Source organism: Curtobacterium sp. ZW137 (genome assembly GCF_003762905.1).
Taxonomy (GTDB): domain Bacteria; phylum Actinomycetota; class Actinomycetes; order Actinomycetales; family Microbacteriaceae; genus Curtobacterium.
The window spans coordinates 1-25,562 of the sequence record NZ_RJKS01000007.1; the positions used below are offsets into that span (position 1 = coordinate 1).

Annotated in this window: 28 protein-coding genes; 24 read left to right on the forward strand and 4 right to left on the reverse strand. The window is 70.6% G+C overall.

Translation table 11 applies throughout. The features are described 5' to 3' along the window. Window positions 1-100 (forward strand): integrase core domain-containing protein (locus tag EDF55_RS18105; RefSeq protein WP_132048956.1); only part of this gene is annotated, 100 nt, incomplete at its 5' end. On the opposite strand, the gene EDF55_RS18110 is transcribed toward EDF55_RS18105, so the two are convergent. Further along, the gene (locus EDF55_RS18110; protein ID WP_123656385.1) at window positions 97-600 is read right to left on the reverse strand and encodes a GNAT family N-acetyltransferase; all 504 of its coding nucleotides are present in this window, start codon (window positions 598-600) and stop codon (window positions 97-99) included. The genes EDF55_RS18105 and EDF55_RS18110 overlap by 4 nt on opposite strands. Before the next feature lie 23 nt (window positions 601-623). Here EDF55_RS18110 and dapB point away from each other — a divergent pair, with 23 nt between their 5' ends. Beyond that, complete coding sequence (gene dapB, locus EDF55_RS18115) at window positions 624-1,370, forward strand: 4-hydroxy-tetrahydrodipicolinate reductase (RefSeq protein ID WP_185017535.1); 747 nt, start codon at window positions 624-626, stop codon at window positions 1,368-1,370. 38 nt (window positions 1,371-1,408) lie between these two features. Next, window positions 1,409-1,816 carry a tetratricopeptide repeat protein gene (locus tag EDF55_RS18120; RefSeq protein WP_185017543.1) on the forward strand — a complete coding sequence of 136 codons (408 nt, stop codon included), beginning with the start codon at window positions 1,409-1,411 and terminating at the stop codon, window positions 1,814-1,816. A gap of 45 nt (window positions 1,817-1,861) precedes the next feature. On the opposite strand, the gene EDF55_RS18125 is transcribed toward EDF55_RS18120, so the two are convergent. Continuing rightward, on the reverse strand, window positions 1,862-2,773 hold the full coding sequence (locus tag EDF55_RS18125; RefSeq protein ID WP_123656387.1) for a TIGR01777 family oxidoreductase: 912 nt from the start codon (window positions 2,771-2,773) through the stop codon (window positions 1,862-1,864). A gap of 103 nt (window positions 2,774-2,876) precedes the next feature. On the opposite strand from EDF55_RS18125, the gene EDF55_RS18130 reads away from it, so the two are divergent. From EDF55_RS18130 to dapF, 14 genes are all read left to right on the forward strand, one after another. Further along, on the forward strand, window positions 2,877-3,707 hold the full coding sequence (locus tag EDF55_RS18130; RefSeq protein WP_123656388.1) for a thymidylate synthase: 831 nt from the start codon (window positions 2,877-2,879) through the stop codon (window positions 3,705-3,707). Further along, window positions 3,707-4,231 carry a dihydrofolate reductase gene (locus tag EDF55_RS18135; protein WP_123656389.1) on the forward strand — a complete coding sequence of 175 codons (525 nt, stop codon included), beginning with the start codon at window positions 3,707-3,709 and terminating at the stop codon, window positions 4,229-4,231. Before EDF55_RS18130 ends, EDF55_RS18135 begins: the two co-directional genes overlap by 1 nt. Window positions 4,232-4,345: 114 nt before the next feature. Continuing rightward, complete coding sequence (gene dapA, locus EDF55_RS18140; protein WP_123656390.1) at window positions 4,346-5,323, forward strand: 4-hydroxy-tetrahydrodipicolinate synthase; 978 nt, start codon at window positions 4,346-4,348, stop codon at window positions 5,321-5,323. A gap of 48 nt (window positions 5,324-5,371) precedes the next feature. After that, on the forward strand, window positions 5,372-7,048 hold the full coding sequence (locus EDF55_RS18145; protein WP_123656391.1) for a ribonuclease J: 1,677 nt from the start codon (window positions 5,372-5,374) through the stop codon (window positions 7,046-7,048). Between the two features lie 172 nt (window positions 7,049-7,220). Then, the gene (locus EDF55_RS18150) at window positions 7,221-10,193 is read left to right on the forward strand and encodes a DNA translocase FtsK (protein WP_123656392.1); all 2,973 of its coding nucleotides are present in this window, start codon (window positions 7,221-7,223) and stop codon (window positions 10,191-10,193) included. Between the two features lie 5 nt (window positions 10,194-10,198). Next, on the forward strand, window positions 10,199-10,834 hold the full coding sequence (gene pgsA, locus EDF55_RS18155) for a CDP-diacylglycerol--glycerol-3-phosphate 3-phosphatidyltransferase (protein WP_165931567.1): 636 nt from the start codon (window positions 10,199-10,201) through the stop codon (window positions 10,832-10,834). Next, window positions 10,831-11,358 (forward strand): CinA family protein, encoded by a 528-nt coding sequence (locus EDF55_RS18160; protein ID WP_260236104.1) that lies wholly within the window; start codon window positions 10,831-10,833, stop codon window positions 11,356-11,358. Before pgsA ends, EDF55_RS18160 begins: the two co-directional genes overlap by 4 nt. Window positions 11,359-11,512: 154 nt before the next feature. Next, the gene (locus tag EDF55_RS18165; RefSeq protein WP_058725115.1) at window positions 11,513-11,821 is read left to right on the forward strand and encodes a helix-turn-helix domain-containing protein; all 309 of its coding nucleotides are present in this window, start codon (window positions 11,513-11,515) and stop codon (window positions 11,819-11,821) included. Between the two features lie 100 nt (window positions 11,822-11,921). Continuing rightward, on the forward strand, window positions 11,922-12,146 hold the full coding sequence (locus tag EDF55_RS18170; protein WP_123656394.1) for a DUF3046 domain-containing protein: 225 nt from the start codon (window positions 11,922-11,924) through the stop codon (window positions 12,144-12,146). A gap of 257 nt (window positions 12,147-12,403) precedes the next feature. After that, complete coding sequence (gene recA, locus EDF55_RS18175) at window positions 12,404-13,471, forward strand: recombinase RecA (RefSeq protein ID WP_123656395.1); 1,068 nt, start codon at window positions 12,404-12,406, stop codon at window positions 13,469-13,471. Continuing rightward, entirely contained in the window at window positions 13,468-14,367 is a 900-nt protein-coding gene (locus EDF55_RS18180; protein WP_123656396.1) for a regulatory protein RecX, read from the forward strand. Before recA ends, EDF55_RS18180 begins: the two co-directional genes overlap by 4 nt. A 28-nt stretch (window positions 14,368-14,395) precedes the next feature. Beyond that, window positions 14,396-15,889 (forward strand): tRNA (N6-isopentenyl adenosine(37)-C2)-methylthiotransferase MiaB, encoded by a 1,494-nt coding sequence (gene miaB / locus EDF55_RS18185; protein ID WP_123656397.1) that lies wholly within the window; start codon window positions 14,396-14,398, stop codon window positions 15,887-15,889. Further along, window positions 15,876-16,853: a tRNA (adenosine(37)-N6)-dimethylallyltransferase MiaA gene (miaA, locus tag EDF55_RS18190; RefSeq protein WP_123656398.1), complete on the forward strand. Its 978-nt coding sequence runs from the start codon at window positions 15,876-15,878 to the stop codon at window positions 16,851-16,853. Before miaB ends, miaA begins: the two co-directional genes overlap by 14 nt. Beyond that, window positions 16,850-17,740 (forward strand): diaminopimelate epimerase, encoded by an 891-nt coding sequence (dapF, locus tag EDF55_RS18195; RefSeq protein WP_123656399.1) that lies wholly within the window; start codon window positions 16,850-16,852, stop codon window positions 17,738-17,740. The genes miaA and dapF overlap by 4 nt, the downstream gene beginning before the upstream one ends. A 68-nt stretch (window positions 17,741-17,808) precedes the next feature. On the opposite strand, the gene EDF55_RS18200 is transcribed toward dapF, so the two are convergent. Continuing rightward, a complete protein-coding gene (locus tag EDF55_RS18200; protein ID WP_123656400.1) occupies window positions 17,809-18,423 on the reverse strand; it encodes a class I SAM-dependent methyltransferase in 615 nt (204 codons plus the stop codon). A gap of 61 nt (window positions 18,424-18,484) precedes the next feature. Between EDF55_RS18200 and hflX the strand changes: the two genes are divergently transcribed. After that, window positions 18,485-20,017 carry a GTPase HflX gene (gene hflX / locus EDF55_RS18205; RefSeq protein ID WP_123656401.1) on the forward strand — a complete coding sequence of 511 codons (1,533 nt, stop codon included), beginning with the start codon at window positions 18,485-18,487 and terminating at the stop codon, window positions 20,015-20,017. Between the two features lie 169 nt (window positions 20,018-20,186). Here hflX and lexA read toward each other — a convergent pair whose 3' ends face one another. Then, a complete protein-coding gene (gene lexA / locus EDF55_RS18210) occupies window positions 20,187-20,831 on the reverse strand; it encodes a transcriptional repressor LexA (RefSeq protein WP_123656402.1) in 645 nt (214 codons plus the stop codon). A gap of 238 nt (window positions 20,832-21,069) precedes the next feature. Between lexA and EDF55_RS18215 the strand changes: the two genes are divergently transcribed. The 6 genes from EDF55_RS18215 (at window position 21,070) to EDF55_RS18240 (ending at window position 25,521) form a co-directional block, all read left to right on the forward strand. After that, entirely contained in the window at window positions 21,070-21,474 is a 405-nt protein-coding gene (locus EDF55_RS18215; RefSeq protein WP_185017537.1) for a hypothetical protein, read from the forward strand. A gap of 86 nt (window positions 21,475-21,560) precedes the next feature. After that, on the forward strand, window positions 21,561-22,667 hold the full coding sequence (locus EDF55_RS18220; RefSeq protein ID WP_123656403.1) for a histidinol-phosphate transaminase: 1,107 nt from the start codon (window positions 21,561-21,563) through the stop codon (window positions 22,665-22,667). Next, window positions 22,664-23,266 (forward strand): imidazoleglycerol-phosphate dehydratase HisB, encoded by a 603-nt coding sequence (hisB, locus tag EDF55_RS18225; RefSeq protein ID WP_123656404.1) that lies wholly within the window; start codon window positions 22,664-22,666, stop codon window positions 23,264-23,266. Before EDF55_RS18220 ends, hisB begins: the two co-directional genes overlap by 4 nt. Next, window positions 23,263-23,898, forward strand: a complete 636-nt coding sequence (gene hisH / locus EDF55_RS18230; RefSeq protein ID WP_123656405.1) for an imidazole glycerol phosphate synthase subunit HisH — start codon at window positions 23,263-23,265, stop codon at window positions 23,896-23,898. The genes hisB and hisH overlap by 4 nt, the downstream gene beginning before the upstream one ends. Before the next feature lie 55 nt (window positions 23,899-23,953). After that, a complete protein-coding gene (priA, locus tag EDF55_RS18235; protein ID WP_123656406.1) occupies window positions 23,954-24,700 on the forward strand; it encodes a bifunctional 1-(5-phosphoribosyl)-5-((5-phosphoribosylamino)methylideneamino)imidazole-4-carboxamide isomerase/phosphoribosylanthranilate isomerase PriA in 747 nt (248 codons plus the stop codon). Between the two features lie 5 nt (window positions 24,701-24,705). Continuing rightward, a complete protein-coding gene (locus tag EDF55_RS18240; protein ID WP_123656407.1) occupies window positions 24,706-25,521 on the forward strand; it encodes an SseB family protein in 816 nt (271 codons plus the stop codon). The last annotated feature ends 41 nt before the right edge of the window (window positions 25,522-25,562 follow it).

The window sequence follows — 25,562 nt, forward strand, 5'->3', positions numbered from 1 at the left end:
GGACTGGCTGCATCACTACAATCACCACCGACCACACACCGGCCTCGGCGGCCAAACCCCATCAGATCGCGTTCATAACCTCACGGGGAACTACATCTAGGGACGCTGCCCGACGGGTCTGCGGTACCAGGCGGTCGCGTTCGGGTTGTCGTTGAAGGGGTCGACGCGGGCGTAGCCGCGGCTGCGGTACATCGCGCCGGCCGCCACGAGGGAGTCGTTCGTATCGAGCACGATCGCCGTCGCCCCGAGTGCGGCACCCGCGCGTTCGAGTTCGTCCATGACCACCGTCGCGACCCCGCGGCCGCGGCCCGCCGGCGAGACGAACACGTGCTTGACCTCGAACCGGACGTCGTCGCCGTCGTCCGTGATGCGCCGGAGTCCGCCGCAGCCGATCGGGACGCCGTCCGGGTCGTACGCCACGACGAACACACCCCGCGGCGGCGTGAACTCCACCGCCGGCGTGCGCTTCCGGGAGTACGTCCCCTGCGCGCTCGGGAACGTCGCCTCGCGCTCGTCGAGGTAGGCGTCGAGGAGCGCATCGACCTCGGGCAGGTCCGCCGGGACGGTGCGCACGGTGACCGGGGTGCGATCGATGGTCATGCGTCGATCCTAGGATGGAGCGCATGGTCACTCCCGTCGCCGTCGTCGGCGCCACCGGTCGACTCGGGGGCCTCGTCGCCGCCGTGGTCGAGGAACTGCCGGGCTTCGAGCTCGTCGCGAGCCTGTCGTCGAAAGACGGCGCGCACGAAGCCGGTCCGTCGGTGTTCAACGGTGCCGCGGTCGTCGTCGACGTGACGGTCCCGGCGCTCAGCCCGGCGATCGTCTCGAACGCGCTGGAGAGCGGCGCGAACGTGCTGGTCGGCACCTCCGGCTGGTCGGCGAGTCGGTTGGCATCGCTCAGGACCGCGCTCGCGGAACGGCCGGAGCAGGGGGCCTTCGTCGTCCCGAACTTCTCGATCGGATCCGTCCTCGGCACGCACCTGGCCACGATCGCCGCACCGTGGTTCCCCGCGATCGAGATCATCGAGACGCACCACGCCGGCAAGATCGACTCCCCGTCCGGCACCGCGGTGCGCACTGCGGAGCTCATCTCCGAGGCGCGCCGGGACGTCGGCCCCGTCGACGCCCCGCACGTCGACCAGCGCGCCCGCGGGCAGCAGGTCGCGAGCGTGCCGATCCACTCGCTGCGACTGCCCGGCGTGAAGGCCGTGCAGGACGTGGTGCTGAGCGGCCCGGGGGAGACCCTGACGATCCGGCACGACACCAACGACGACATCGCCTACGCGCCGGGCATCCGCGCCGCAGTGTCCGCGGTCGTCGACCTCCGCGGCCTCACCGTCGGGCTCGGCTCCGTGCTCGGCATCGGCTGACCGTGGGGATCCGCTCGCCGTTCTGGGGCGCAGCCCTGATGACGGTGCTGCTCGCGCTGTACATCGTGCTCGTCGGCCAGCGCGCCGTCGCCTTCATCGCCACGGGTCTGGCGATCGGCATCGCCATCGGTGTCGCGCTGTTCGTGATCGCGGTCATCGGGGCACTGCTGCTCGTGCTCGAGCTCCGGTTCGGGTTGCGGATCACGCGTCTCGGTGCCCGGCTCGAGCGCGAAGGCGGCACACCCGGTGACGTCGTCCCCGTCCGTCCGTCGGGGCGGCCGGACCGGGCCGCCGCGGACGAGCTGTTCCCGCAGTACAAGGCCGCGGTCGAGGCGGCGCCGGACGACTGGCGCGCGTGGTTCCGGCTCGGGGTCGTCTACGACGCCGCGGGGGACCGGAAGCGGGCCCGGGCGGCGATGCGGACCGCGCTGACGCACGCGCGCTGACACACGCGCACAGGCCCCACGCGCACGGGCGCTGACGCACGCGCGCTAGAAGACCGCGTCGACCGCGTCCTCGGCGCGTGTGTACCGGAACGTGTACCCGGACTCCAGGAGCTTCGTCGGCACCATCTGCTGACTCGACAGGAGCATCTCGTCAGCGGCCTCCCGCAGCAGGGCCTTCAGCGCGAACTCCGGGATCCGGAACACGTACGGCCGGTGCAGGTCCTCGGCGACGCGCTTCGTGATGCGGTCGGCGACGGCGGGCTCCGGTCCGGCGAGGTTCACCGGTCCGGTGACCTCCGCGGCGCCCGGTGCGGTCGCGAGGTGCACGATCGCCCCGACCTCGTCCTCGAGCGCGATCCACGGCCAGTGCTGTCCGCCGGTGCCGAGCCGACCGCCGAGGCCGAACTTCGTGAGCGGGATGAGCGGAGCCAGCGCGCCGCCGCCCTGCCCGATGACGATCCCGGTGCGCAGCGTCACGACTCGCACCCCGTCCGGCGCCTGGTTCGCCGCGGCTTCCCACGCGGTGCAGACCTCGGCGAGGAACCCGGACCCCGCTGCGGCGTCGTCCTGCAACACGTCCGACGGACGGTCGCCGTAGACGCCGGACGCGGAGCCGGAGAGGAACAGTCGCGGCGGGGTGCTCGCGTGCCGCATGGCCTCGACCAGGGTGTCGGTCGCGTCGATGCGGGAGCGCTCGATCTCCAGCTTGTAAGAGTCGGTCCACGGCAGCTTGCCGATGTTCGCACCGGCGAGGTTGATCACGACGTCCGCGCCGTCGAGCACGGCCGGGTCGAGCGGGCGGCTGCCCGGCGCCCAGCGGAACTCGGTGGGGGAGTGCGGTTCGCGCCGCACCAGGGTCGAGACGTGGTGCCCGGCGTCGCGCAGCGCGCGCACCAGGGGGGTCCCGATGAAGCCGGACGCGCCGGCCACCAGGATCGAGAGCGGCTGTTCCGCCATGTGGGCCTCCTTGGCAGCAACGGTACGCATCCGCCACTGGAGGCCCGGGGTACGCCGCGCAGGTCGGCTCGCCAGTGTGGGTGGTCCCGTTTAGGCTTCTGCCGTGACCGACACTGCGACCGTCCAGCCCGACGCCACCGTTGCCACCCCGTACGAAGACCTGCTCCGCCGCGTCCTCACCGAGGGTGCTCCGAAGGGCGACCGCACCGGGACCGGCACCCGCAGTGTCTTCGGCGCGCAGCTCCGCTACGACCTGTCCGAGGGCTTCCCGCTCATCACCACGAAGCGCGTGCACTTCAAGTCGATCGCGTACGAACTCCTCTGGTTCCTCCGCGGCGACGGCAACGCCACCTGGCTGCAGGAGCACGGCGTCCGGATCTGGAACGAGTGGGCTGACGAGTCCGGCGACCTCGGTCCGGTGTACGGCGTGCAGTGGCGCTCATGGCCGACGCCCTCGGGGGAGCACATCGACCAGATCGCCCAGGTCATCGAGCAGATCAAGGTGAACCCGGACTCCCGCCGGCTGATCGTCTCGGCATGGAACGTCGCGGACATCCCGGACATGGCGCTCGCCCCGTGTCACGCGTTCTTCCAGTTCTTCGTCAACGACGGCAAGCTCTCGTGCCAGCTCTACCAGCGGAGCGCGGACATGTTCCTCGGCGTCCCGTTCAACATCGCCTCGTACGCGCTCCTGACGCACATGATCGCGGCGCAGACCGGGCTCGAGGTCGGCGACTTCGTCTGGACCGGCGGAGACTGCCACATCTACGACAACCACGTCGCGCAGGTCGAGGAGCAGCTCTCCCGCACGCCGTACGCGCCGCCGACGCTGGAGATCGCGCCGCGCGACTCCATCGACGACTACGTGTACGAGGACTTCGAGGTCGTTGGGTACCACCACCACCCGGCGATCAAGGGCGCGGTCGCCGTCTGATGCCGACCGAACCCTGGTCGGAACCCATCCGCGGAGTCGGGATGGTCTGGGCGCGGTCGACCGGCGGGGTCATCGGCGCCGACGGCGGGATGCCGTGGCACGTCCCGGAAGACCTGGCGCACTTCCGGCAGGTCACCGGCTCCGGCACCGTCGTGATGGGTCGGCGCACCTGGGACTCGCTCCCGCCGCGCTTCCGACCCCTGCCCGGCCGCCGCAACGTCGTGCTGACCCGCGACGAGTCGTGGACGGCCGAGGGGGCCGAGGTCGTGCACGACCTGGCGACCGCGCTCGACACCGACGAACCCGTGTGGATCATCGGCGGTGGCCAGGTCTACGCGGCCGCACTGCCGTTCGCGGACCGGGTGTCCGAGACCGTGATCGACACGGACGTCCCCGGCGACACGACCGCGCCGTCCCTGGGCGACCAGACCGACACCTGGCAGGTCGTCGACGACGGCGCCTGGCAGGAGTCCCGCAACGGCGGCGTCCGCTACCGCTTCGTCGAGTGGCGACGCCGCGCCTGAGACGCGCCCGCACGCCGGTCGCCACCGGCGTGACGGGGCCGCACCGGGCCTCCCGTCCGACCACCGTCCATCCGGACGGCCGAACCGGTCCGCATCCCCGGTACGCTGGTGCCCGTGTCCCCGCGTGAGAATCCCTTCGGTCAGGTCCTCGTCGCCCTCGTGACCCCGTTCACCGCTGACGGCGAAGTGGACTGGCCCGGCGTCGAGCAGCACATCGACGACTGCATCACCGCCGGCGCCGACGGCATCGTCGTCACCGGCACCACGGGTGAGACCTCGACGCTCACCGACCCGGAGAAGCTCCGCCTGGTCGAGGTCGGCAAGTCCGTCGCCGGCGGCCGCGCGAAGATCATCACGGGCGGTGGCTCGAACGAGACCGCGCACGCGATCCACCTCTACAAGCAGAGCGAGAAGGCCGGCGCCGACGGTGTGATGATCGTCACGCCGTACTACAACAAGCCGACCCAGTCGGGCGTGCTGACGCACTTCCGGATGATCGCGGATGCCACCGACCTGCCGGTGATCCTCTACGACATCCCCGGTCGCACCGGCATCCCGATCACGTACGAGACCATCGTGCGGGCCTCGCACCACCCGAACATCCTCGCCGTGAAGGACGCCAAGGGCGACTTCGCCGAGGTGTCCCGCGTGCTGAACAACACCGACCTGATGTACTTCTCCGGCGACGACACGAACGTGCTCCCGCACCTGTCGATCGGCGCCACCGGACTCATCGGCGTGACGGCGAACATCACCAGCACGCCGTACCGCACGATCATCGACGCCGTGAACGCCGGGGACCTCGCCACGGCCACCCGCGAGCACCAGCGCATCGAGCCGCTCGTGCGCGCGGTGATGACCCACGTGCCCGGCACCGTCGCGGCGAAGTACATCCTGCACGGGCTCGGCCGCATCGGCAGCCCGCGCGTCCGTCTGCCGCTCGTCGGCCCGGAGGACTCCGAGGCGTACGCCATCGAGACCTCCCTCGAAGCGGTGCACGGGATCCCCGGCGCCGACTTCTCCAACTTCCGCCCGGACCGCAACGCGGCCGCCGGCGGTGCGCTTCCGAAGGTGCCAGGCACCACCCGTTGATCGACCGCGGCGCGCGGGATCGCGCGCCGCCGAAGCAGTCAGGACCGAATGCCCACGCAAGTCTCCGAACCCCAGCCCCTCGAGCCGGGCACCCTCCGCGTCATCCCGATCGGTGGCCTCGGCGAGATCGGTCGCAACATGACCGTCTACGAGTACGAGGGCAAGCTCCTCATCGTCGACGCCGGCGTCCTCTTCCCGGAAGAGCACCAGCCGGGCGTCGACCTGATCCTGCCGGACTTCGCGCCGATCCGGGACCGCCTCGACGACGTCCTCGGCGTCGTGCTCACGCACGGCCACGAGGACCACATCGGCGCCGTCCCGTACCTGCTGAAGCTCCGCGACGACATCCCGCTGATCGGCTCCACGCTGACCCTGGCCCTCGTCGAGGCGAAGCTCAAGGAACACCGGATCAAGCCGTACACGCTGGTCGTCGCCGAGGACCAGACCGAGCAGCTGGGCCCGTTCCACCTCGAGTTCGTCGCGGTGAACCACTCCATCCCGGACGCCCTCGCCGTCGCAATCACGACCCCCGCCGGTCGTGTGCTGCACACGGGCGACTTCAAGATGGACCAGCTCCCGCTCGACGACCGCATCACCGACCTCCGCGCCTTCGCGCGCCTCGGTGAAGCTGGCGTCGACCTGTTCCTGCCGGACTCCACGAACGCCGACGTGCCGGGCTTCACCGCCCCCGAGCGCGACATCGGACCCGTGCTCGAGAACATCATCATGCGCGCCCGCAAGAAGGTCGTCGTCGCGAGCTTCTCCTCGCACGTGCACCGCGTGCAGCAGGTCCTCGACGCCGCGGCCGCCGCGAACCGCAAGGTCGCGTTCATGGGCCGCTCGATGATCCGCAACATGACGATCGCCGCCGACCTCGGGTACCTCCGCGTGCCGGAGAACGTGCTCATCGACACGAAGAAGGCCAAGAACGTCCCGGACGACCAGATCGTCTACATGTCGACCGGGTCCCAGGGCGAGCCGATGGCCGTCCTGGCGCGCATGGCGAACCTCGAGCACCAGATCGAGATCGGCGAGGGCGACACGGTCATCCTGGCGTCGAGCCTCATCCCGGGCAACGAGAACGCCGTGTACCGCGTGATCGACGGGCTCACCAAGCTCGGCGCGAAGGTCGTGCACAAGGGCAACGCGAAGGTGCACGTCTCCGGACACGCCTCCGCCGGCGAGCTCCTCTACTGCTACAACATCCTGCGGCCGCGGAACGTCCTGCCCGTGCACGGCGAGCACCGCCACCTGTACGCCAACGCGGACCTCGCGATCCAGACCGGGGTGCCGCCGCGCAACGTCATCCTCGGGCAGGACGGCATCGTCGTCGACCTGAAGGACGGCGTCGTGAACGTCGCCGGGCAGCTCGACATCGGGTACGTCTACGTCGACGGGTCGACCGTCGGCGAGATCACCGACGCCGACCTCAAGGACCGCCGCGTCCTCGCCGAAGAGGGCTTCATCTCCGTCTTCTGCGCCGTGGACTTCGCCACCGGCCAGTGCGTCATCGGCCCGGAGATCCAGTCGCGCGGCTTCGCCGAGGACGACTCCGTCTTCGACGACGTCCGCCCGCAGATCGCGCGTGCGCTGGCCGACGCGGCCGGCAACGGCACGCGGGACCAGCACGCGTTCAGCCAGGTGGTCCGTCGGACCGTCGGCCGGTGGGTCAACACGAAGCACCGTCGTCGCCCGATGATCGTCCCGGTGATCATCGAGGCGTAGCGCTCGGCTGCTGCTGTCGGCTGCGCCTGTCGCCTGTCGCCTGTCGCCTGTCGCCTGTCGGCCTGGAGGCCCGTCGCACGTCCGTCTCGGAAGTGCGGCGGGCCTCCTGCCGTTGTCCACAGCCGTGCGCGCCTCCCCGGGAACGTCCCCAGGTGGCGTTAGGGTTCTGCCCATGGCCGGAGGCACCAAGTCGACCACGCGCTCGCGCGCGTCCTCGTCGTCCCGCGGAAGCGGGTCGCGTCCTTCGTCGCGCACCCAGGCCACCACGAAGAAGCTCCCGCAGGCAGCCCCCGCGGTGGAGTTCAGCGGGCAGAACCCGCTGGTCACCGCCTGGCTCGCGATGGCGCACGGCGTCGGCGCGATGTTCCGGCTCCTCGGCAAGGAGTCCCTCGAGAAGGACCAGCGCCGCGACGGCTTCCCGTTCTTCCTGTTCGTGCTGGCGATCGCCGGCGCCGTCGTGGAGTGGCTGAACCCGACGAACGCCGTCTCGATCGCGCTCGACGCGTACACGTTCGGCGGGCTGTTCGGCCGGTTGGCGTTCGCGCTCCCGGTGATCATGGTCGTGTTCGCCGGCTGGCTGTTCCGGCACCCGGCGTCCGTGCACGACAACACCCGGATCGGGATCGGGCTGGGACTCCTCCTCGTCTCGATCTCCTCGCTTTGCCACGTCTTCGGCGGGCAGCCGAGCGCCTCGGACGGCATGCCGGCCCTCGCCGCTGCCGGCGGCGTGATCGGCTGGGTCGTCATCGGCTGGCTGGTGGCCGTCGCGACCGCGTGGATCGCCGTCCCGGTCGCGATCGTGCTCCTGGTGCTCTCGCTCTTCATCATCACGAAGACCCCGCCGAACAAGGTCGGTCGTCGGCTGCACGAGCTGTACGCGTACCTGTTCGGTGCCCCGGCACCCGCGGCCGAGCCGGAGCCCGACACGGCAGCACCCGCCGCCACGAAGCCGTCGCGGAAGCGCGCCAACAAGACCGACTCGCAGGGCCTGCAGCTGTTCGAGGACCTCGGCTTCGGCGAGGACGGGGACGAACCGGCGGAAGGTGCTGCGGAAGGCAACATCCCCTGGTGGCGCCGGAACAAGTCCGGGCGCGAAGAAGACCCCGCGTACGACAGCCCCGTCATCCCGGCGGCGAACGTCGGTGCTCCGTCCGCGGCACCGTCCCCGAACGCCGGAGCTGCGGCCGGGCTGATCGACCACACGCCGGCCGAACCGGCATCGGTGAACCTCAACGACTCCACGGGCCTCGATGGCTCTGCACGCTTCGACGACGCTGCGGGCCTCGGCGGCTCCGCTGAGACCGAGGTCGCGGCCGACCTCGAGCGTGCCGAGCAGGCCCTCCGCGACTTCGGCGCGCCGGTGCCGGACGACGCGACCGCGGTGATCCGTCCGAGTGGTGGCGTCCCTGCGGTCGTCTCCCCGAGCCTCCCGGCCGACCCCGTGGACGACGTGACGGGCGCCGCGGACGAACCCGACGACCTCCCCGCGGCAGGCGCTGCGGACGACCCCTCCCGCCCGTACCGCCTCCCCGCGGCCACCACGCTGAGCTCGGGGACCCCATCCGTCGCGCGCAGCCAGGCGAACGACGACATCGTCGCGGCGATCACCGGCGTGCTCACCGAGTTCAAGGTCGACGCAAAGGTCACCGGCTTCTCGCGTGGCCCGACAGTGACGCGCTACGAGATCGAACTCGGCCCGGGTGTCAAGGTCGAGCGCGTCACGGCACTGTCGAAGAACCTGTCGTACGCGGTCGCCTCGAACGAGGTCCGGATCCTCTCCCCGATCCCGGGCAAGAGCGCCATCGGCGTCGAGATCCCGAACACGGACCGTGAGATCGTCTCCCTCGGCGACGTCCTCCGCTCGAACGCGGCGCGGAAGTCCAAGCACCCGATGACCATCGGCGTCGGCAAGGACGTCGAGGGCGGCTTCGTCGTCGCGAACCTCGCGAAGATGCCGCACCTGCTCGTCGCCGGCTCCACCGGTTCCGGCAAGTCGGTGTTCATCAACTCGATGATCACGTCGCTGCTGATGCGTGCGAAGCCGTCCGAGGTCCGCATGGTCCTCGTGGACCCGAAGCGCGTCGAGCTCTCGATCTACGCCGGTGTCCCGCACCTGATCACCCCCATCATCACGAACCCGAAGAAGGCGGCGGAAGCGCTGCAGTGGGTCGTGAAGGAGATGGACATGCGGTACGACGACCTCGCGTCGTTCGGGTTCCGGCACGTCGACGACTTCAACAAGGCGATCGAGAACAACGAGATCGTGCTGCCGGCGGGCAGTGAACGGAAGCTCAAGCCGTACCCGTACCTGCTGGTCGTGGTGGACGAGCTCGCCGACCTCATGCTCGTCGCCCCGCGCGACGTCGAGGAGTCGATCGTCCGCATCACCCAGCTCGCCCGCGCCGCCGGCATCCACCTGGTCCTCGCGACGCAGCGCCCGTCGGTCGACGTCATCACGGGTCTGATCAAGGCCAACGTCCCGTCGCGGATCGCGTTCGCCGTCACGAGCGTCACCGACTCGCGGGTCATCCTCGACCAGCCGGGCGCCGACAAGCTGATCGGGCAGGGCGACGGGCTCTTCCTGCCGATGGGTTCCTCGAAGGCCGTGCGCGTCCAGGGTGCCTGGGTGCAGGAGAGCGAGGTCGCCGAGGTCGTCCAGCACGTCACCCGGCAGGCCCAGCCCGAGTACCGGCAGGACGTCGCCGCGGTGGTCGAGCGCAAGGAGATCGACGCGGACATCGGCGACGACCTCGAGTTGCTGCTCGCCGCCGTCGAGCAGGTCGTGTCGACCCAGTTCGGCTCGACGTCGATGCTGCAGCGGAAGCTCCGCGTCGGGTTCGCGAAGGCCGGACGCCTGATGGACCTGATGGAGTCCCGCGACATCGTCGGTCCGTCCGAGGGATCCAAGGCCCGCGACGTGCTCGTCACGACCGATCAGCTGCCGTCGGTGCTCGCGAAGCTCCGCGGCGAAGAGCCCCCGGCACCCGCCGCTCCGGCAGCCCCGGCCGCCGGCCCGGCCACAGCGGGCCCGTCGGACGGCGGGGACCGCTACGGTTCCGACCCGGTGGGGGAGATGACCCGCGGGTACGATGAAGTCGAGGACGAACCGGACGAGGACGCCTGGGGCCTCACCGGCAGGGAGTGAACACGATGACCGCCTCGGAAGGCACCAACACGAAGCGGTTCCCGTGGCGCGGACGGCTGATCCGCAAGGGTCCGGGTCCCGCGTCGACGGCGAACGTCGCGAACATCATCACCGTCATCCGCATCCTGATGGCGCCGCTGTTCTTCGTGCTGCTCCTGTCGGACGCCGGCCACGACGGCCCCGTCCGGATCTGGGCGGCGGTGATCTTCGTCGTGGCGATCGTCACCGACAGCGCGGACGGCATCATCGCGCGTCGGCAGGACCTCGTCACGGACTTCGGCAAGCTCGTCGACCCGATCGCCGACAAGGTGCTCATCGGCGGTGCCCTGGTGGCGCTCTCGATCCTCGGCGAACTGCCCTGGTACGTGACCGTCCTGATCATGGTGCGGGAGATCGGCATCACGGTGTTCCGGTTCGCGGTGCTGTCCGACCGCGTCATCCCGGCCAGTCGCGGCGGCAAGATCAAGACCGTGCTGCAGGCCGTCGCGATCACGCTCGCGCTCTTCCCGTGGTGGAACTTCGCCGGCGACTTCGCGCACTGGACCAACGGCATCCTGATGACCGCGGCGTTCATCGCCACCGTCCTGAGCGGCCTGGACTACCTCTGGCAGGCGTGGAAGCACAACCGGACCGCCGCGTGAGCGGAGCCTCCGACGTGTCGCACGCCGAGCCTCCTGTCCGGATCGCGCCGAGACTGATCGCGGAACTGACCGCCCGCGGGGAGACCGTTGCGGTCGCCGAGTCGCTCACCGGCGGCCTCGTCGTCTCCGAACTCGTCGAGGTGCCGGGCGCGAGCGCTGTGGTGCGCGGTGCGGTGGTGGCGTACGCGACGTCGATCAAGGCGTCCGTCCTCGGGGTCTCCTCGTCCCTGCTCGCGGAACGCGGGGCCGTCGACCCGGACGTCGCCACGCAGATGGCGGAAGGGGTGCGTACCGCCCTGGCGGTGGACGGCGTGCCCGCCACGTGGGGGATCTCGACGACCGGGGTGGCCGGACCCGACCCGCAGGACGGCAAGCCCGTCGGGACCGTGTTCGTCGGGATCGCGTCCGCGTCGGGATCACGGGCGGTCGAACTGCACCTCGAGGGCGACCGCGAGGCAATCCGTCGGGCCTCCGTCTCCGAACTCCTGGTACGGCTGCTCGACGAGCTGGCGACCGGGGAATAGCCCGCGTTACCGCTGGGTTACATCTCACGCAATCTCCAGCAGGACGGCAGCCCAGGTGGCTAGCATGCTGCAACCGGCAACGCTACTGTTGCTGAACCCGTGACGGTCATCCCGACCCATCGGGCTTTGGAGACGACAGAGAGGAGGAGTTCTCATGGTTCTCGTTCGTCAGGAAATCGGCGACGTTCTGCGGGACTTCCGCTTGCAGAAGGGCCGGACCCTCCGTCAGGTCGCGTCCAAGGCCAGTGTTGCTCTCGGGTACCTCAGTGAAGTCGAGCGTGGGCAGAAAGAAGCCAGCTCGGAGATCCTCGCTTCCGTTGCGGATGCGCTGGACACCCCCATCTCCACGATCATGCGCGAAGTGGGCGACCGCCTCGCCGTCGTGGAAGGACTCACCCCGGTCCCGGACACGCTCCCGGACGAACTCGTCGCCGAGTTCGACAACGACCTCGCGGTGCGCTGACCCGCACTGCACCACGAACGCCCTCGCCGGTTCGCCGGCGGGGGCGTTCGCTCGTTGCGGGCCGTGCTCGTTCGCCGGGCTCCGCGTTTAGGCTGGTGGGATGCGCGTGAGTGAGTTCTGGCGAGCCGTCGACCAGGTCTTCGGTGAGGCCTACGGTGCGGTCGTCGCCCGTGACGTCGTGCTCGAGGAGCTCGGGGGCCGTTCCGCCGCCGATGCGATCGCCGCCGGGATCGACACCCGCAAGGTCTGGGACGCGCTCTGCGACTCCCAGGACGTGCCGCAGGATCGTCGCCACGGCAAGGGGCTGCTGGAGCCCCGGGACTGACCGGATTCTCCGAACACCTGTTCGGCGTGTCGCTCGAACACGTGTTCGACGGGTGGTAGCTTCCTCCACAGCGGCGCAGAACGACGAGTTCGTCCACAGGCAGCGCGGTGACCGGCAGTGATGTCGGTGGCCCGCCCTAGGTTCGAGTCATCGGGAACGCCCGAAGCCTTGTCCGAGAACCAGGGGCCTTGCACCATCGGCCCCCGGGGATCAGACAGCCTACAGGCGGCAGACATCGAGCACGAAGGAAGCACACCATGCCATCACCAGCAGACCGCGAGAAGTCCCTCGAGACCGCACTCGCGCAGATCGACCGGCAGTTCGGCAAGGGTGCTGTCATGCGCCTCGGCTCCGACGAGCGCGCCCCGGTCGCCACGATCCCGACCGGTTCCGTCGCCCTCGACGTCGCGCTCGGGATCGGTGGACTCCCGCGCGGCCGCATCATCGAGATCTACGGCCCGGAGTCCTCGGGCAAGACCACGCTGACGATCCACGCCATCGCCAACGCCCAGCGCAACGGTGGCATCGCGGCCTTCATCGACGCGGAGCACGCGCTCGACCCGGAGTACGCGAAGAAGCTCGGTGTCGACATCGACGCCCTCCTCGTGTCCCAGCCCGACACCGCCGAGCAGGCACTGGAGATCGCGGACATGCTCGTCCGCTCCGGCTCCATCGACCTCATCGTCATCGACTCGGTCGCGGCGCTCGTGCCCCGCGCCGAGATCGAAGGCGAGATGGGTGACTCCCACGTCGGTCTGCAGGCACGCCTCATGTCGCAGGCGCTCCGCAAGCTGGCCGGTGGGCTGAACCAGACCCAGACCACGATGATCTTCATCAACCAGCTGCGCGAGAAGATCGGCGTGTTCTTCGGCTCCCCGGAGACCACCTCCGGCGGTAAGGCGCTCAAGTTCTACGCCTCGGTCCGTCTCGACATCCGTCGCATCGAGACCCTCAAGAGCGGCACCGACGCGGTGGGCAACCGCACCCGCGTCAAGGTCGTCAAGAACAAGATGGCGCCGCCGTTCAAGCAGGCCGAGTTCGACATCCTGTACGGCACGGGCATCTCGCGGGAAGGCTCGCTGCTCGACTTCGGTGTCGACCACGGCATCGTCAAGAAGTCGGGCGCCTGGTACACCTACGACGGCGACCAGCTCGGGCAGGGCAAGGAGAACTCGCGTTCCTTCCTGATCCAGAACCCGGAGATCGCCGCCGAGATCGAAGGCAAGATCCTCGCCAAGCTCGGCATCGGTGGGGCCAAGGCCGATGCGGACGCCGCTCCGGTCGAGTCCATCGAGCCCAAGCTCGCTGCACGCAAGGGCGCGTGACCACCCGCGACGACGAAGCGGACCTCGCACCGGTCACCGACCTGTTCGGTGCGAGGACCCGCCGTCGTGCAACTCCGGAGCCCGAACCCACCGCCGGTGACGACGGCGGCGACAGCGACTTGCGCGTGCCCCCGTCGTCGATGCTCGACGAGGGCGCGGACGCGGACACCCCGGTGCCACTGCCGCTGCGTGGCCCCCGCGCTCAGGCCGACTGGGTGTCGCCCGTCGTCGGCGACGGTTCCGGGCGGAGTGCCCGGGCCGAGATGGCCGGGTACGACGCGGAGGACTCTGGTGCCGATGCCAGCACCGCGTCGGTGTTCTCGATCGTCGGCGGGGACGAGATCGACCCCGCCGACGCCCCCCGTCCCCTCGACGAACAGCGCGCTGATGCCGAACGCCTCAGCATGCGGGCGCTCGGACGCAAGGGCGTCAGTACATCCGAGCTCCGCACGACCCTGACGAAGAACGACCTCGACCCGGACGTCGTCGAGCACGAGATCGACCGCCTGACCCGCGTGGGGTTGCTCGACGACGTCGCCCTCGCGACCGATCTCGTGGACCGGCTGCACGACCGCAAGGGCCTCGGCAAGCAGGGGGTCGTCGCGGAACTCCGTCGTCGCGGCATCGACCAGACGGCGATCGACGCCGCGCTCGACGCAGCGACGGACGACGATGACGACGAGTTCGTCCGGGCGATCGACCTCGCGGTGAAGCGTGCCGGGCAGCTCCGCGGGCTCGACCGCGCCACGGCGGAGCGGCGCCTGTCCGGGTTCCTGATGCGCAAGGGCTACAACGGCGGCATCGTCCGGATCGCGGTGGAGCGTGCGCTCGACGGCGGTGGGCGTGGGGCCGGTCCGCGCTCCGGCGGGCCGCGTGGGCCCGTGCGCTTCGAGTAGTCGCACCGCGATTTACACTGGGACGACCATGGCCACCGTCGCAGCGCGCCCCCGCACCTACGAAGTCCGCACCTACGGGTGCCAGATGAACGTGCACGACTCCGAGCGCCTCAGCGGGTCGTTGCAGGCGGCCGGGTACGTCGCTGCCGACGGTGCGCAGGCCGACGTCGTCGTGATCAACACCTGTGCCGTGCGGGAGAACGCGGACAACCGGCTCTACGGCAACCTCGGACAGCTCGCCGGCATCAAGCGCGAGCACCCCGGCATGCAGATCGCGGTCGGCGGCTGCCTGGCGCAGAAGGACAAGAACGTCATCCTCGAGAAGGCGCCGTGGGTCGACGTCGTCTTCGGGACGCACAACATGGGGTCGCTGCCGACGCTGCTCGAACGCGCCCGGCACAACGGTGAGGCGCAGCTCGAGATCCTCGAGTCGCTCGACGTCTTCCCCTCGACCCTCCCGACCAAGCGCGACTCGACCCACAGCGGCTGGGTGTCGATCTCGGTCGGCTGCAACAACACCTGCACGTTCTGCATCGTGCCCGCGCTCCGCGGCAAGGAGAAGGACCGACGCCCCGGGGACGTCCTCGCCGAGATCCAGGCGCTCGTCGACGACGGCGCGATCGAGGTCACCCTGCTCGGGCAGAACGTGAACTCCTACGGCGTCGAGTTCGGCGACCGTCAGGCGTTCGGCAAGCTGCTCCGCGCCGCCGGCCAGATCGAGGGGCTCGAGCGGGTCCGCTTCACCAGCCCGCACCCGGCCGCCTTCACCGACGACGTCATCGACGCCATGGCGGAGACCCCGAACGTGATGCCGCAACTGCACATGCCGCTGCAGTCCGGGTCGGACCGGGTCCTCAAGGCGATGCGTCGCAGCTACCGGAGCGAGCGGTTCCTCGGGATCCTCGACCGGGTGCGCGCGAAGATCCCGAACGCGGCGATCTCCACCGACATCATCGTCGGGTTCCCCGGCGAGACCGAGGACGACTTCGAAGACACCATGCGCGTCGTCGAGGAGGCCCGGTTCGCGTCGGCGTTCACGTTCCAGTACTCGATCCGCCCGGGCACGCCCGCTGCGACGATGGACGACCAGCTCCCGAAGGCCGTCGTCCAGGCCCGGTACGAGCGACTCGTCGCCCTGCAGGACCGCATCACCGCCGAGGAACACGCGAACCAGGTCGGCCGCACCGTCGAGGTGCTGGTCGCGACCGGGGAAGGCCGGAAGGACGACACCACACACCGCCTGTCTGGTCGCGCGGAGGACTCCCGGCTCGTGCACTTCTCGGTCCCGGCCGGGTCCGACGTCCCGCGCCCCGGCGACGTCGTCACCGTCGAGATCACCCGCGCGGCGCCGCACTTCCTGATCGCGGACACCGACGCGCCGCTCCGGATCCGACGGACCCGCGCCGGGGAAGCCTGGGACCGTGCGCAGGCCGAATCCTGCGGCGTTCCCACGCCTTCCTCGCCGAGCGACGGGCCGAAGCCGGTCTCGCTCGGCCTCCCGACGCTCCGTGTCGGCCGCTGAGGACGCCGGCGCGGACGCCCCTGGGACGTTCGCGGACCCCGGTTCGCCCGGGCTGATCGCCGTCGTCGGGGCCACCGGCACCGGGAAGTCCGACCTCGCCATCGCCATCGCCGACCGGCACCGCGAGCAGGGCCGTCGCGCCGAGATCGTGAACGCCGACGCGATGCAGTTCTACCGCGGCATGGACATCGGCACCGCGAAGGTCCCCGTCGACGAACGGCACGGCATCCCGCACCACCAGCTCGACGTGCTCGACGTCACCGACGAGGCGAGCGTCGCCGCGTACCAGCGCGACGCCCGCGCGGTGATCGCCGACATCGCCGACGACGGCGGCGTGGCCGTGCTCGTCGGCGGCAGCGGGCTGTACGTGTCCTCCGTCCTGTACGAGCTCGACTTCCCCGGGACCGACCCCGAGCTCCGCGCCGAGCTCGAGCGCGAGCACGCGGAACACGGGCCGAACGTCCTCCTCGCACGCCTCCGGGGACTCGATCCCGCGGCCGCCGACACCATCGACGCACGCAACCCGCGACGGCTGATCCGCGCCGTGGAGATCGCGAGCCGATCGGACCAGGTCACCACGAGCCTCCCGTCCGCGCCCCGCGCCTGGCGACCAGCCCGGGTGCTGCACCTGCGTCGTGATCGCGAGCAACTCGTGACCGCGCTGCACGCCCGCGCCGAGCGGATGTTCGCCGACGGGCTCGTGGACGAGGTCGCCGGGCTCCGCGACGTCGGACTCGAACAGGGCCGGACGGCGCGAGCGGCGATCGGGTACTCGCAGGCGCTCGACGTGCTGCGGGGATCCTCGACCGTCGCCGAAGCCGTCGAGGCGACCGGCATCGCGACACGGAAGTACGCCAGACGACAGGTCTCGTGGTTCAAGCGGTACGCCGAGGCCGATGACCTCGACGTGACCGGCGCCGACCGCGACGGGCTCACGGCGCTGGCCCGTAGGATCGTCCCGTGACCGAGCTGCACTTCACCAAGGGCCAGGGGACCGGCAACGACTTCGTCCTGTTCGCCGACCCCGACGCCACGGTCGAGATGACCCCCGACCGGATCCGCGCGATCGCCGACCGGCGCTTCGGTGTCGGGGCCGACGGCGTGATCCGCGCCGTCCGCTCGGACGCGATCCCGGAAGGGCAGGCCATCGTCGCGGAAGACCCCGACGCGACCTGGTTCATGGACTACCACAACGCCGACGGCACGGTCGCCGAGATGTGCGGCAACGGCATCCGGGTGTTCGCCCGGTACCTCACCGAATCCGGGCTCGTCGACCTCGCACCGGGCGAGACCCTGTCGGTCGGCAGCCGCAAGGGCATCGTCGACATCCAGCGGCAGGCGAACGGGTTCTCCGCCGACCTCGGCCGCTGGGGCCTCGGCATCGACGGCCGCGGGTCCGACGACGTGATGGTGCGCGCGAAGAACCTCGACACGGCGCGGCCCGGGCTCGGCATCGACGTCGGCAACCCGCACGTGGTCGTCGCCGTCGCGACCGAGGACGAGCTCGCCGACGTGGACCTCACCTACGTGCCGGTGCTCGACCCGGCGCCCTCCGCGGGGGCGAACGTCGAGTTCGTGCTGCCGGGCGACCCGCTGGTGCAGGACGGCGTCGGGCAGATCACGATGCGCGTGCACGAACGCGGCAGCGGCGAGACCCTGTCGTGCGGGACCGGGGCGGTCGCCGCGGCGCTGGCCACCCGGCACTGGGCGGGGTCGGCGGCGCCGGACACCTGGCGCGTGCGCGTTCCCGGTGGTGTGCTCACCGTGCGGATGTTCGCGGCGGAGGACGGGGAGCACGTCGCGCTGGCGGGCCCGGCCGACCTGGTGTTCTCGGGCGACCTGACGGTCTGACGCGCGGGGCCGCGGGGCGCGCCGCTCTGTGCGTGCGATGCGTGCGCAGTGCGCGGGCCCGCCGCGCGCTACTCCGCCGTGCGGTGCACCCGCAGCACGCGGAAGCCCTTGTCCGTCGTCGCCCGCGTGACGTGGAACGACGCCCCGAGCGTGTCGTGGAGCCAGCGCTGCAGGGAGTCGCCGCCGAGGTCCTTCGAGACGACGAGCCAGGCGTCGCCGGACACTTCGAGCCGGGGGAGCCAGGTCATCAGGATGTCGTGGAGTTCGTCCTTGCCGACCCGGATCGGCGGGTTCGACCAGATCGTCCGGAACCGGAGCCCCGCGGGGACGTCGGCGGGCAAGGCGATGGAGACGTTCGTCGCCCCGGCGGTGGACGCGTTGCGTCGCGCGAGGTCGAGCACCCGCTCGTTCACGTCGACGCCCCAGACCTGCGCCTCCGGCGAGTGGATCGCCATGGTGATCGCGATCGGACCCCAGCCGCAGCCGACGTCGAGCAGCGCCCCGTCGTGCGCGGGCGGCGGCACCGAGTTCAGTAGGACCCGGGTGCCCCGGTCGAGCCCGTCCGGGCTGAACACCCCCGCCGCCGTGGTCAGCGACAGCGAACGCCCCGCCAGGGTCACGGCGATCTGACGCGGTCGCGCCTGACTCTCCGGGGTGGCCGAGAAGTAGTGGTCGTTCGCCATGGAAGAACCGTACCGGGAACCCCGTGTGTCCTGCGGGCTGCGGAGGTACCCTGTGGACAGCATGACGGATACCCACAACCAAGCTGAAGGCGACGGCGTCGTCGAGCGCGTGCTGCGCAACGCCGACTCGCGAGCCAGCTCGTCCATCTTCGCGCCGGCACAGGCGATCCAGACCCGCTCGGTCGACGAGCAGGGCTGGGCCGGCGACGGCGACCAGTACGACCGGGAGGACCGTGCGGCGCTCCGACGGGTCGCCGGTCTCTCCACCGAACTCGAGGACGTCACCGAGGTCGAGTACCGGCAACTCCGGCTCGAGCAGGTCGTCCTGATCGGCGTGTACGCCCAGGGCGACGCCGCCGACGCCGAGAACTCCCTCCGTGAACTGTCGGCCCTCGCCGAGACCGCGGGCGCCGTGGTCCTCGACGGGCTCCTGCAGCGCCGGCCGCATCCGGATCCCTCCACCTACCTCGGCAAGGGCAAGGCCGAGGAACTCGCGATGGTTGTCAAGGCGACCGGCGCCGACACGGTGATCGCGGACACCGAGCTCGCGCCCTCGCAGCGCCGTGCGCTCGAGGACGTCGTGAAGGTCAAGGTGATCGACCGCACCGCGGTGATCCTCGACATCTTCAGCCAGCACGCCAAGTCGCGTGAGGGCAAGGCGCAGGTCGAGCTCGCGCAGCTCGAGTACCTCCTCCCGCGACTCCGCGGTTGGGGTGAGTCGATGTCCCGCCAGGCCGGTGGTCAGGTCTCGGGCGGTGCGGGCATGGGTTCGCGTGGTCCCGGTGAGACGAAGATCGAGCTGGACCGCCGCCGCATCCACACCCGGATGTCGAAGCTGCGCCGCCAGATCGCCGGATTCCGACCCGCTCGAGAGGCCAAGCGTGCCGACCGGCACCGCAACGAGGTCCCGAGCGTCGCGATCGCCGGCTACACGAACGCCGGCAAGTCCTCGCTGCTGAACCGTCTGACGAGCGCGGGCGTGCTCGTGCAGAACCAGCTGTTCGCCACCCTCGACGCGACCGTCCGCCGGACGGAGAGCACGAAGGGCCGCGAGTTCACGTTCGTCGACACCGTCGGCTTCGTCCGGAACCTGCCGCACCAGCTCGTCGAGGCCTTCCGGTCGACGCTCGAGGAAGTGGGCGAGGCGGACGTCATCGTGCACGTCGTCGACGGCTCCCACCCGGACCCGGCCGCGCAGCTCGCGACCGTGCGCGAGGTGATCGGCGACGTCGGTGCCCGGGACATCCCCGAGATCGTCGCGTTCAACAAGGCGGACCTCATCGACGAGGCCCAGCGGCTGGTGCTGGTGGGTCTCGCCCCGGACGCCGTCTTCGTGTCGGCGCGGACCGGCGAGGGCATCGGCGACCTGCTCGCAGCGATCGAGGACCGGCTCCCCGAGCCGGACGTCTCGCTCACCGTGGTGGTGCCGTACGACCGCGGGGACCTGGTCTCCCAGTTGCACGACACCGGATCGGTCGAGACGGTGGACTACGTCGAGTCCGGCACGCGCCTCCGGGTGAAGGTCTTCCAGCGGCAGGTCGCGGAGCTCGACCCGTACGTGGTCACGCCCGCCGCACCGGTTCCGTCCGCCTAGGGTCCGGTCCCGACCCGGCCGGGAGGCCCGGCTGGCGTCCGCCAGGAACCCCAGCTGGGTGCGCAGTTCCGTCCGCAGTCGCACAACGAAAGCCGGTCCGAACCACGTACCCACGTGGTTCGGACCGGCTTTGGTTGTGCGGCGTCGATCGAGCGGCTCCGCGCAGAGGTCAGAGGGAGCGGAGGACCGCCACGACCTTGCCGAGCACGGTCGCGGCGTCGCCGAGGATCGGCTCGAACGCGGTGTTGCGGGGGAGCAGCCAGGTGTGACCGTCCCGCTGGCGGAACACCTTGACCGTCGCTTCCTCGTCGAGCATGGCGGCGACGACGTCACCGTTCTCGGCGGTCTGCTGCGACCGCACGACGACCCAGTCGCCGTCGCAGATCGCGGCGTCGATCATCGACTCGCCGACGACCTTGAGCATGAAGAGGTCGCCGGAGCCGACGAGCTGGCGGGGCAGCGGGATGATCTCGTCGACGTGCTGCTCGGCGGTGATCGGGACACCCGCGGCGATCCGGCCGACCAGTGGCACGAGGGTGGTGGCATCGACGTCGGGACCGTCGGCAGCCGCTGAGGGCTCGTCGACCAGGACCTCGAGGGCACGGGGACGGTTCGGGTCACGGCGGATCCAGCCGCCCAGTTCGAGCTGCCCGAGCTGGTGCGAGACGCTCGACAGCGACGAGAGGCCGGCCGCATCGCCGATCTCGCGCATGCTCGGCGGGTAGCCGCGGCTCGCGATGGAGGCGCGGATCGCATCCAGGATCGCCTGCTGCTTCGCGGTCAGCGGTTTCTGTCCCCGCAGTTCGTCCGGCACGTCGTCTCGCCTTCTCGTCGCGACCCTTGGACTGCCGATCGGGGAATGTCGGTGGTCCCCGTGAGACTTGTCCCAGTCAGTCGAAACAGTATCCGACCGCATGACGCCGGACAAACACTTGTTCGAGCGTGTCGCACGAAAACTCCCCCGAAATCTCCCAGGGGACTTGTGCGGCCGTCTGTTCGAACGTATGTTCGGTACATCGCTTCGGTTCACCTGAGCAGGAAGGCACCACGACATGAGCACCATCGCACTCGCAGACATGCAGCGCAGCACCTCGCAGCGCGGTTCCGTGCAGCGCAGCTCCGTGCAGGGCGGCACTGTTCGCACGCGGCTCCGCCTGACCCGCCGTGGCCGTGTTGTCTTCACGACGCTGGCCGCGATCCCGCTGCTGCTGATCGTCGGTCTGTTCGCGCTGAACGGTGGCCAGGCATCGGCCGGCAACACCGCGGCGAACGTGCACTTCCAGACGGTGACGATCGAGCCCGGTGAGACGCTGTGGCAGCTCGCCGAGCAGACTGCACCGAACGCCGACCCGCGTGACTTCATCCAGGACGTCGTGAGCCTCAACGCGCTCGACGGCTCCGGGGTGCAGGCAGGGGAGCAGATCGCGATCCCGGCCAAGTACGCGGACGCGAAGTAGCACGCAGGAAGGACCCGACCGTCAGGACCGGCAGGACCGTCCGGACGGCCGGTCATCGTGGAGGCGCACCGCTCTACGATGGATCGGTGGCATTCACGCTCGAAGACCTCCCGATCCGAGACGACCTCCGCGGTCAGAGCCCCTACGGCGCCCCGCAGAAGCACGTCAGCGTGCAGCTCAACGTCAACGAGAACACGCATCCGGTCCCGCAAGACGTCGCGGATGACATCGTGTCCTCGATCCGGCAGGCGCTCGCCTCGGTCAACCGCTACCCGGACCGCGAGTTCACGGAGCTGCGTGAATCGCTCGCAGGGTACCTCGGGCACGACCTGACGGCTGCGCAGATCTGGGCGGCCAACGGCTCGAACGAGGTCATCCAGCAGCTCCTCCAGGCCTTCGGCGGTCCGGGCCGCAGCGTGCTCGGCTTCCCGCCCACGTACTCGATGCACTCGATCATCGCCTCGGGCACCGGGACACGCTGGATCGCTGCCGAGCGCGACGCGGAGTTCCGGATCTCCCCGGAGACCGCCGTGGCTGCCGTGCGCGAACACCAGCCGGACGTGGTGTTCCTCTGCGGACCGAACAACCCCACGGGGACGCCGCTCGAACTCGCGACGATCGAGGCTGTCTACGACGCCACCGACGGCATCGTGATGGTCGACGAGGCGTACGCGGAGTTCATGCCCCCCGGACAGCCGACGGCGCTGACCCTGCTGCCCGGTCGTGAACGGCTCGTGGTGTCCCGCACGATGAGCAAGGCGTTCGCGTTCGCAGGAGCCCGCGTCGGCTACATGGCGGCGCACCCGGCGGTGGTCGACGCGCTCCGCCTCGTCCGCCTGCCGTACCACCTGTCGGTGCTGACCCAGGTCGCTGCGGTCGCGGCGCTCCGGCACGCGCCGGAGATGCTCGCGATGGTCGACGACATCCGGGGCCAGCGTGACCGCATGGTGCGCGAGCTCCGTGACATGGGGTACTCCCCACACGAGACCTGGTCGAACTTCGTCCTCTTCGGCGGTGTCGCGAACCCCGCTGCGGCGTTCGAGTCGCTCCTCGAGCAGGACGTCATCGTGCGCGACCTCGGGATCCCGAACCACCTCCGCGTGAGTGCCGGGACGGAAGCGGAGACGACGGCCTTCCTCGACGCCATGCGCCGCGTCGCCCGGGAACAGCCGCCGGTTAGGCTGGGAGCATGACCGCGCGCACCGCCGAGATCACCCGTTCGACGAGCGAATCGAGCGTGTCCCTGTCGCTCGACCTCGACGGCACCGGCAAGTCCGACATCTCGACGAGCGTCCCGTTCTTCGACCACATGCTGACCGCGTTCAGCAAGCACTCGCTCATCGACCTCCGTGTGGAGTCGACCGGTGACACCGACATCGACGTGCACCACACCGTCGAGGACACCGGCATCGTGCTCGGGCAGGCACTGAAGGCAGCGCTCGGCGACCGCGCCGGCATCGGCCGCTACGGCGACGCGCTCGTCCCGCTCGACGAAGCGCTCGCCCAGGCCGTGGTGGACGTCTCCGGGCGCCCGTACCTGGTGCACACCGGGGAACCCGAGGGCTTCGAGTTCCACCGCATCGGTGGCCACTTCACCGGCTCGATGGTGCGTCACGTGTTCGAGGCCATCACGTTCAACGCCGGCATCACCGTGCACGTCCGCGTGCTCGGCGGACGCGACCCGCACCACATCGCGGAAGCCGAGTTCAAGGCGTTCGCGCGGGCGATGCGCCGCGCGGTCGAGCTGGACCCGCGCGTCGACGGCATCCCCTCCACGAAGGGCGCACTGTGAGCACGAGGCCGAACGTCGTCGTCCTCGACTACGGATCGGGGAACGTGCACTCGGCGGCGAAGGCCCTCGAGCGCGCCGGCGCCGACGTCACCCTGACCTCCGACAAGCGGGCCGCCCTCGAAGCGGACGGTCTCCTCGTCCCCGGTGTCGGCGCGTTCGCCGCCGTGATCGACCAGCTCGAGGGGGTGCAGGGCGGCGAGATCGTCGACCACCGGCTCGCCGGCGGCCGTCCGGTGCTCGGCATCTGCGTCGGCATGCAGGTCCTGTTCTCCCGCGGGGTGGAACGCGGTGCCGACGTCGAGGGCCTCGCGCAGTGGCCGGGCACGGTCGAGCAGCTGCAAGCCGAGGTGCTGCCGCACATGGGGTGGAACACGATCGACGCCCCCGATGACTCGGTGCTCTTCGACGGCCTCCGCGACGAGCGGTTCTACTTCGTGCACTCCTACGGCGTCACGGACTTCCCACTCGAGGCGTACGGCCCGTTCCGCGCGCCGAAGCTCACCTGGGCGGAGCACGGGCAGCGCTTCATCGCGGCCGTGGAGAACGGACCGCTGACCGCGACCCAGTTCCACCCGGAGAAGTCCGGGGAGCCCGGCATCCAGCTGCTCCGCAACTGGGTGCGGTCTCTCTGAGACCCGCACCGAGCCTCCCGACCGATCTCGAACCAGCCACAGAACCGACAGGACCATGACCGACCTGACCTCCACCCCGCCCCTCGTCCTGCTGCCCGCGATCGACGTCGTCGACGGCCAGGCCGTGCGCCTGACCCAGGGCGAGGCCGGCAGTGAGACGTCGTACGGCGACCCCGTCGCCGCCGCGCGCACCTGGCGCGACCAGGGCGCGGAGTGGATCCACCTCGTGGACCTCGACGCCGCGTTCGGCCGCGGAGACAACCGCCGCGTGATCGCGCACGCCATCCGGGAGGTCGAGGGCGTCCAGGTCGAGCTGTCCGGTGGCATCCGCGACGACCGAGCACTCGAAGCGGCGCTGGCGACGGGTGCAGCACGGGTGAACCTCGGCACCGCGGCGCTCGAGGACCCGGAGTGGGCGGCCCGCGTGATCGGCGAGTACGGCGAGCAGATCGCCGTCGGGCTCGACGTCCGCGGCACCACACTGGCTGCGCGCGGCTGGACCGAGGACGGCGGCGACCTGTGGGAGGTGCTCGACCGGCTCGAAGCGGCCGGGTGCGCTCGGTACGTCGTCACCGACGTGACGAAGGACGGCACGATGCAGGGGCCGAACGTCGAACTGCTGCGCCAGGTCTGCGACCGGACGGACCAGCCCGTCGTCGCCTCCGGCGGCATCTCGACCCTCGACGACCTGGTCGCGCTGCGCGAGCTCGTGCCGCACGGCCTCGAGGGCGCGATCATCGGCAAGGCCCTGTACTCCGGCGCGTTCACGCTGCCGGCCGCACTCGACATCGCGTCCGAGTAGCGCCCGTGGCGGGCATCTCGAACGGCCGCGGGGCAGGACCCGACGACACCGACGACCACGCACGCGAACACGCCGTGGACTCGGCCGGGTTCCCGTGGGCCGGCCGCACCTTCGACAGCCACGACGACGCGTTCGCGGACGACGACGGTCTCGCCGACCCTGCGGTCCTGGCGGCGATCGCGGACCTCGCGGCAGGGGGATCGCAGGGCGCCGTCGTGCGGGCGCTCGGCACCGCTCGGCTGCTCATCCCGCTCGTCGCCGAAGCGGGCGAGGTCGGCGAGACACCCGACGGTCGCCTCGTCGACAGGACCCAGGAACTCTCCATCGTCACGGTCGCCGGTCCCGACGGCCGCACGGTGATGCCGGCATTCACCTCGGTCGCCGCGATGCAGGCATGGGACGCCACCGCGCGGCCGATCCCGGTCGAGTCGCGTCGGGTCGCGATGGCGGCGGCGAGCGAGGACACCCAGCTCGTCGTCCTCGACCCGACCTCGCCGAGCGAGTTCGTCCTGCGTCGCCCCGCGGTGTGGGCGCTCGGCCAGGACCTCCCGTGGACGCCGTGCTTCGAGGACACCGCGGTCGCTGCGGCCTTCGCGGCCTCCGTCGAGGGGGAGCGGAGCGTCGCTCGCGTCGAGCTGGAACCCGGCGACCCGCTCGGGCGCTTCGCGGGCCCGGAACTGACGGTCGGTCTCGCCCTGCACCCGGGGCTCGATCGTGCCCAGGTCGGGGAGCTCGTCGGACGCCTGCAGCAGCGGTGGTCGACGGACGCGGCCATCGCGGAGCGCGTGGACAGCATGCGCGTCGCATTGCGCGCAGCCTGACCCGCGTCGCGCGTGGGTCAGCGCGGGTGCGCCGGTACGAT

Excerpts from the sequence above, each read along its gene's own strand:
- EDF55_RS18110 (WP_123656385.1), bottom strand. The coding sequence starts at position 600 with ATGACCATCGATCGCACCCCGGTCACCGTGCGCACCGTCCCGGCGGAC.
- dapB (WP_185017535.1), top strand. The coding sequence starts at position 624 with ATGGTCACTCCCGTCGCCGTCGTCGGCGCCACCGGTCGACTCGGGGGC.
- EDF55_RS18120 (WP_185017543.1), top strand. The coding sequence starts at position 1,409 with ATGACGGTGCTGCTCGCGCTGTACATCGTGCTCGTCGGCCAGCGCGCC.
- EDF55_RS18125 (WP_123656387.1), bottom strand. The coding sequence starts at position 2,773 with ATGGCGGAACAGCCGCTCTCGATCCTGGTGGCCGGCGCGTCCGGCTTC.
- EDF55_RS18135 (WP_123656389.1), top strand. The coding sequence starts at position 3,707 with ATGCCGACCGAACCCTGGTCGGAACCCATCCGCGGAGTCGGGATGGTC.
- EDF55_RS18145 (WP_123656391.1), top strand. The coding sequence starts at position 5,372 with ATGCCCACGCAAGTCTCCGAACCCCAGCCCCTCGAGCCGGGCACCCTC.
- EDF55_RS18150 (WP_123656392.1), top strand. The coding sequence starts at position 7,221 with ATGGCCGGAGGCACCAAGTCGACCACGCGCTCGCGCGCGTCCTCGTCG.
- pgsA (WP_165931567.1), top strand. The coding sequence starts at position 10,199 with ATGACCGCCTCGGAAGGCACCAACACGAAGCGGTTCCCGTGGCGCGGA.
- EDF55_RS18165 (WP_058725115.1), top strand. The coding sequence starts at position 11,513 with ATGGTTCTCGTTCGTCAGGAAATCGGCGACGTTCTGCGGGACTTCCGC.
- EDF55_RS18170 (WP_123656394.1), top strand. The coding sequence starts at position 11,922 with ATGCGCGTGAGTGAGTTCTGGCGAGCCGTCGACCAGGTCTTCGGTGAG.
- recA (WP_123656395.1), top strand. The coding sequence starts at position 12,404 with ATGCCATCACCAGCAGACCGCGAGAAGTCCCTCGAGACCGCACTCGCG.
- miaB (WP_123656397.1), top strand. The coding sequence starts at position 14,396 with ATGGCCACCGTCGCAGCGCGCCCCCGCACCTACGAAGTCCGCACCTAC.
- EDF55_RS18200 (WP_123656400.1), bottom strand. The coding sequence starts at position 18,423 with ATGGCGAACGACCACTACTTCTCGGCCACCCCGGAGAGTCAGGCGCGA.
- hflX (WP_123656401.1), top strand. The coding sequence starts at position 18,485 with ATGACGGATACCCACAACCAAGCTGAAGGCGACGGCGTCGTCGAGCGC.
- EDF55_RS18215 (WP_185017537.1), top strand. The coding sequence starts at position 21,070 with ATGAGCACCATCGCACTCGCAGACATGCAGCGCAGCACCTCGCAGCGC.
- hisB (WP_123656404.1), top strand. The coding sequence starts at position 22,664 with ATGACCGCGCGCACCGCCGAGATCACCCGTTCGACGAGCGAATCGAGC.
- priA (WP_123656406.1), top strand. The coding sequence starts at position 23,954 with ATGACCGACCTGACCTCCACCCCGCCCCTCGTCCTGCTGCCCGCGATC.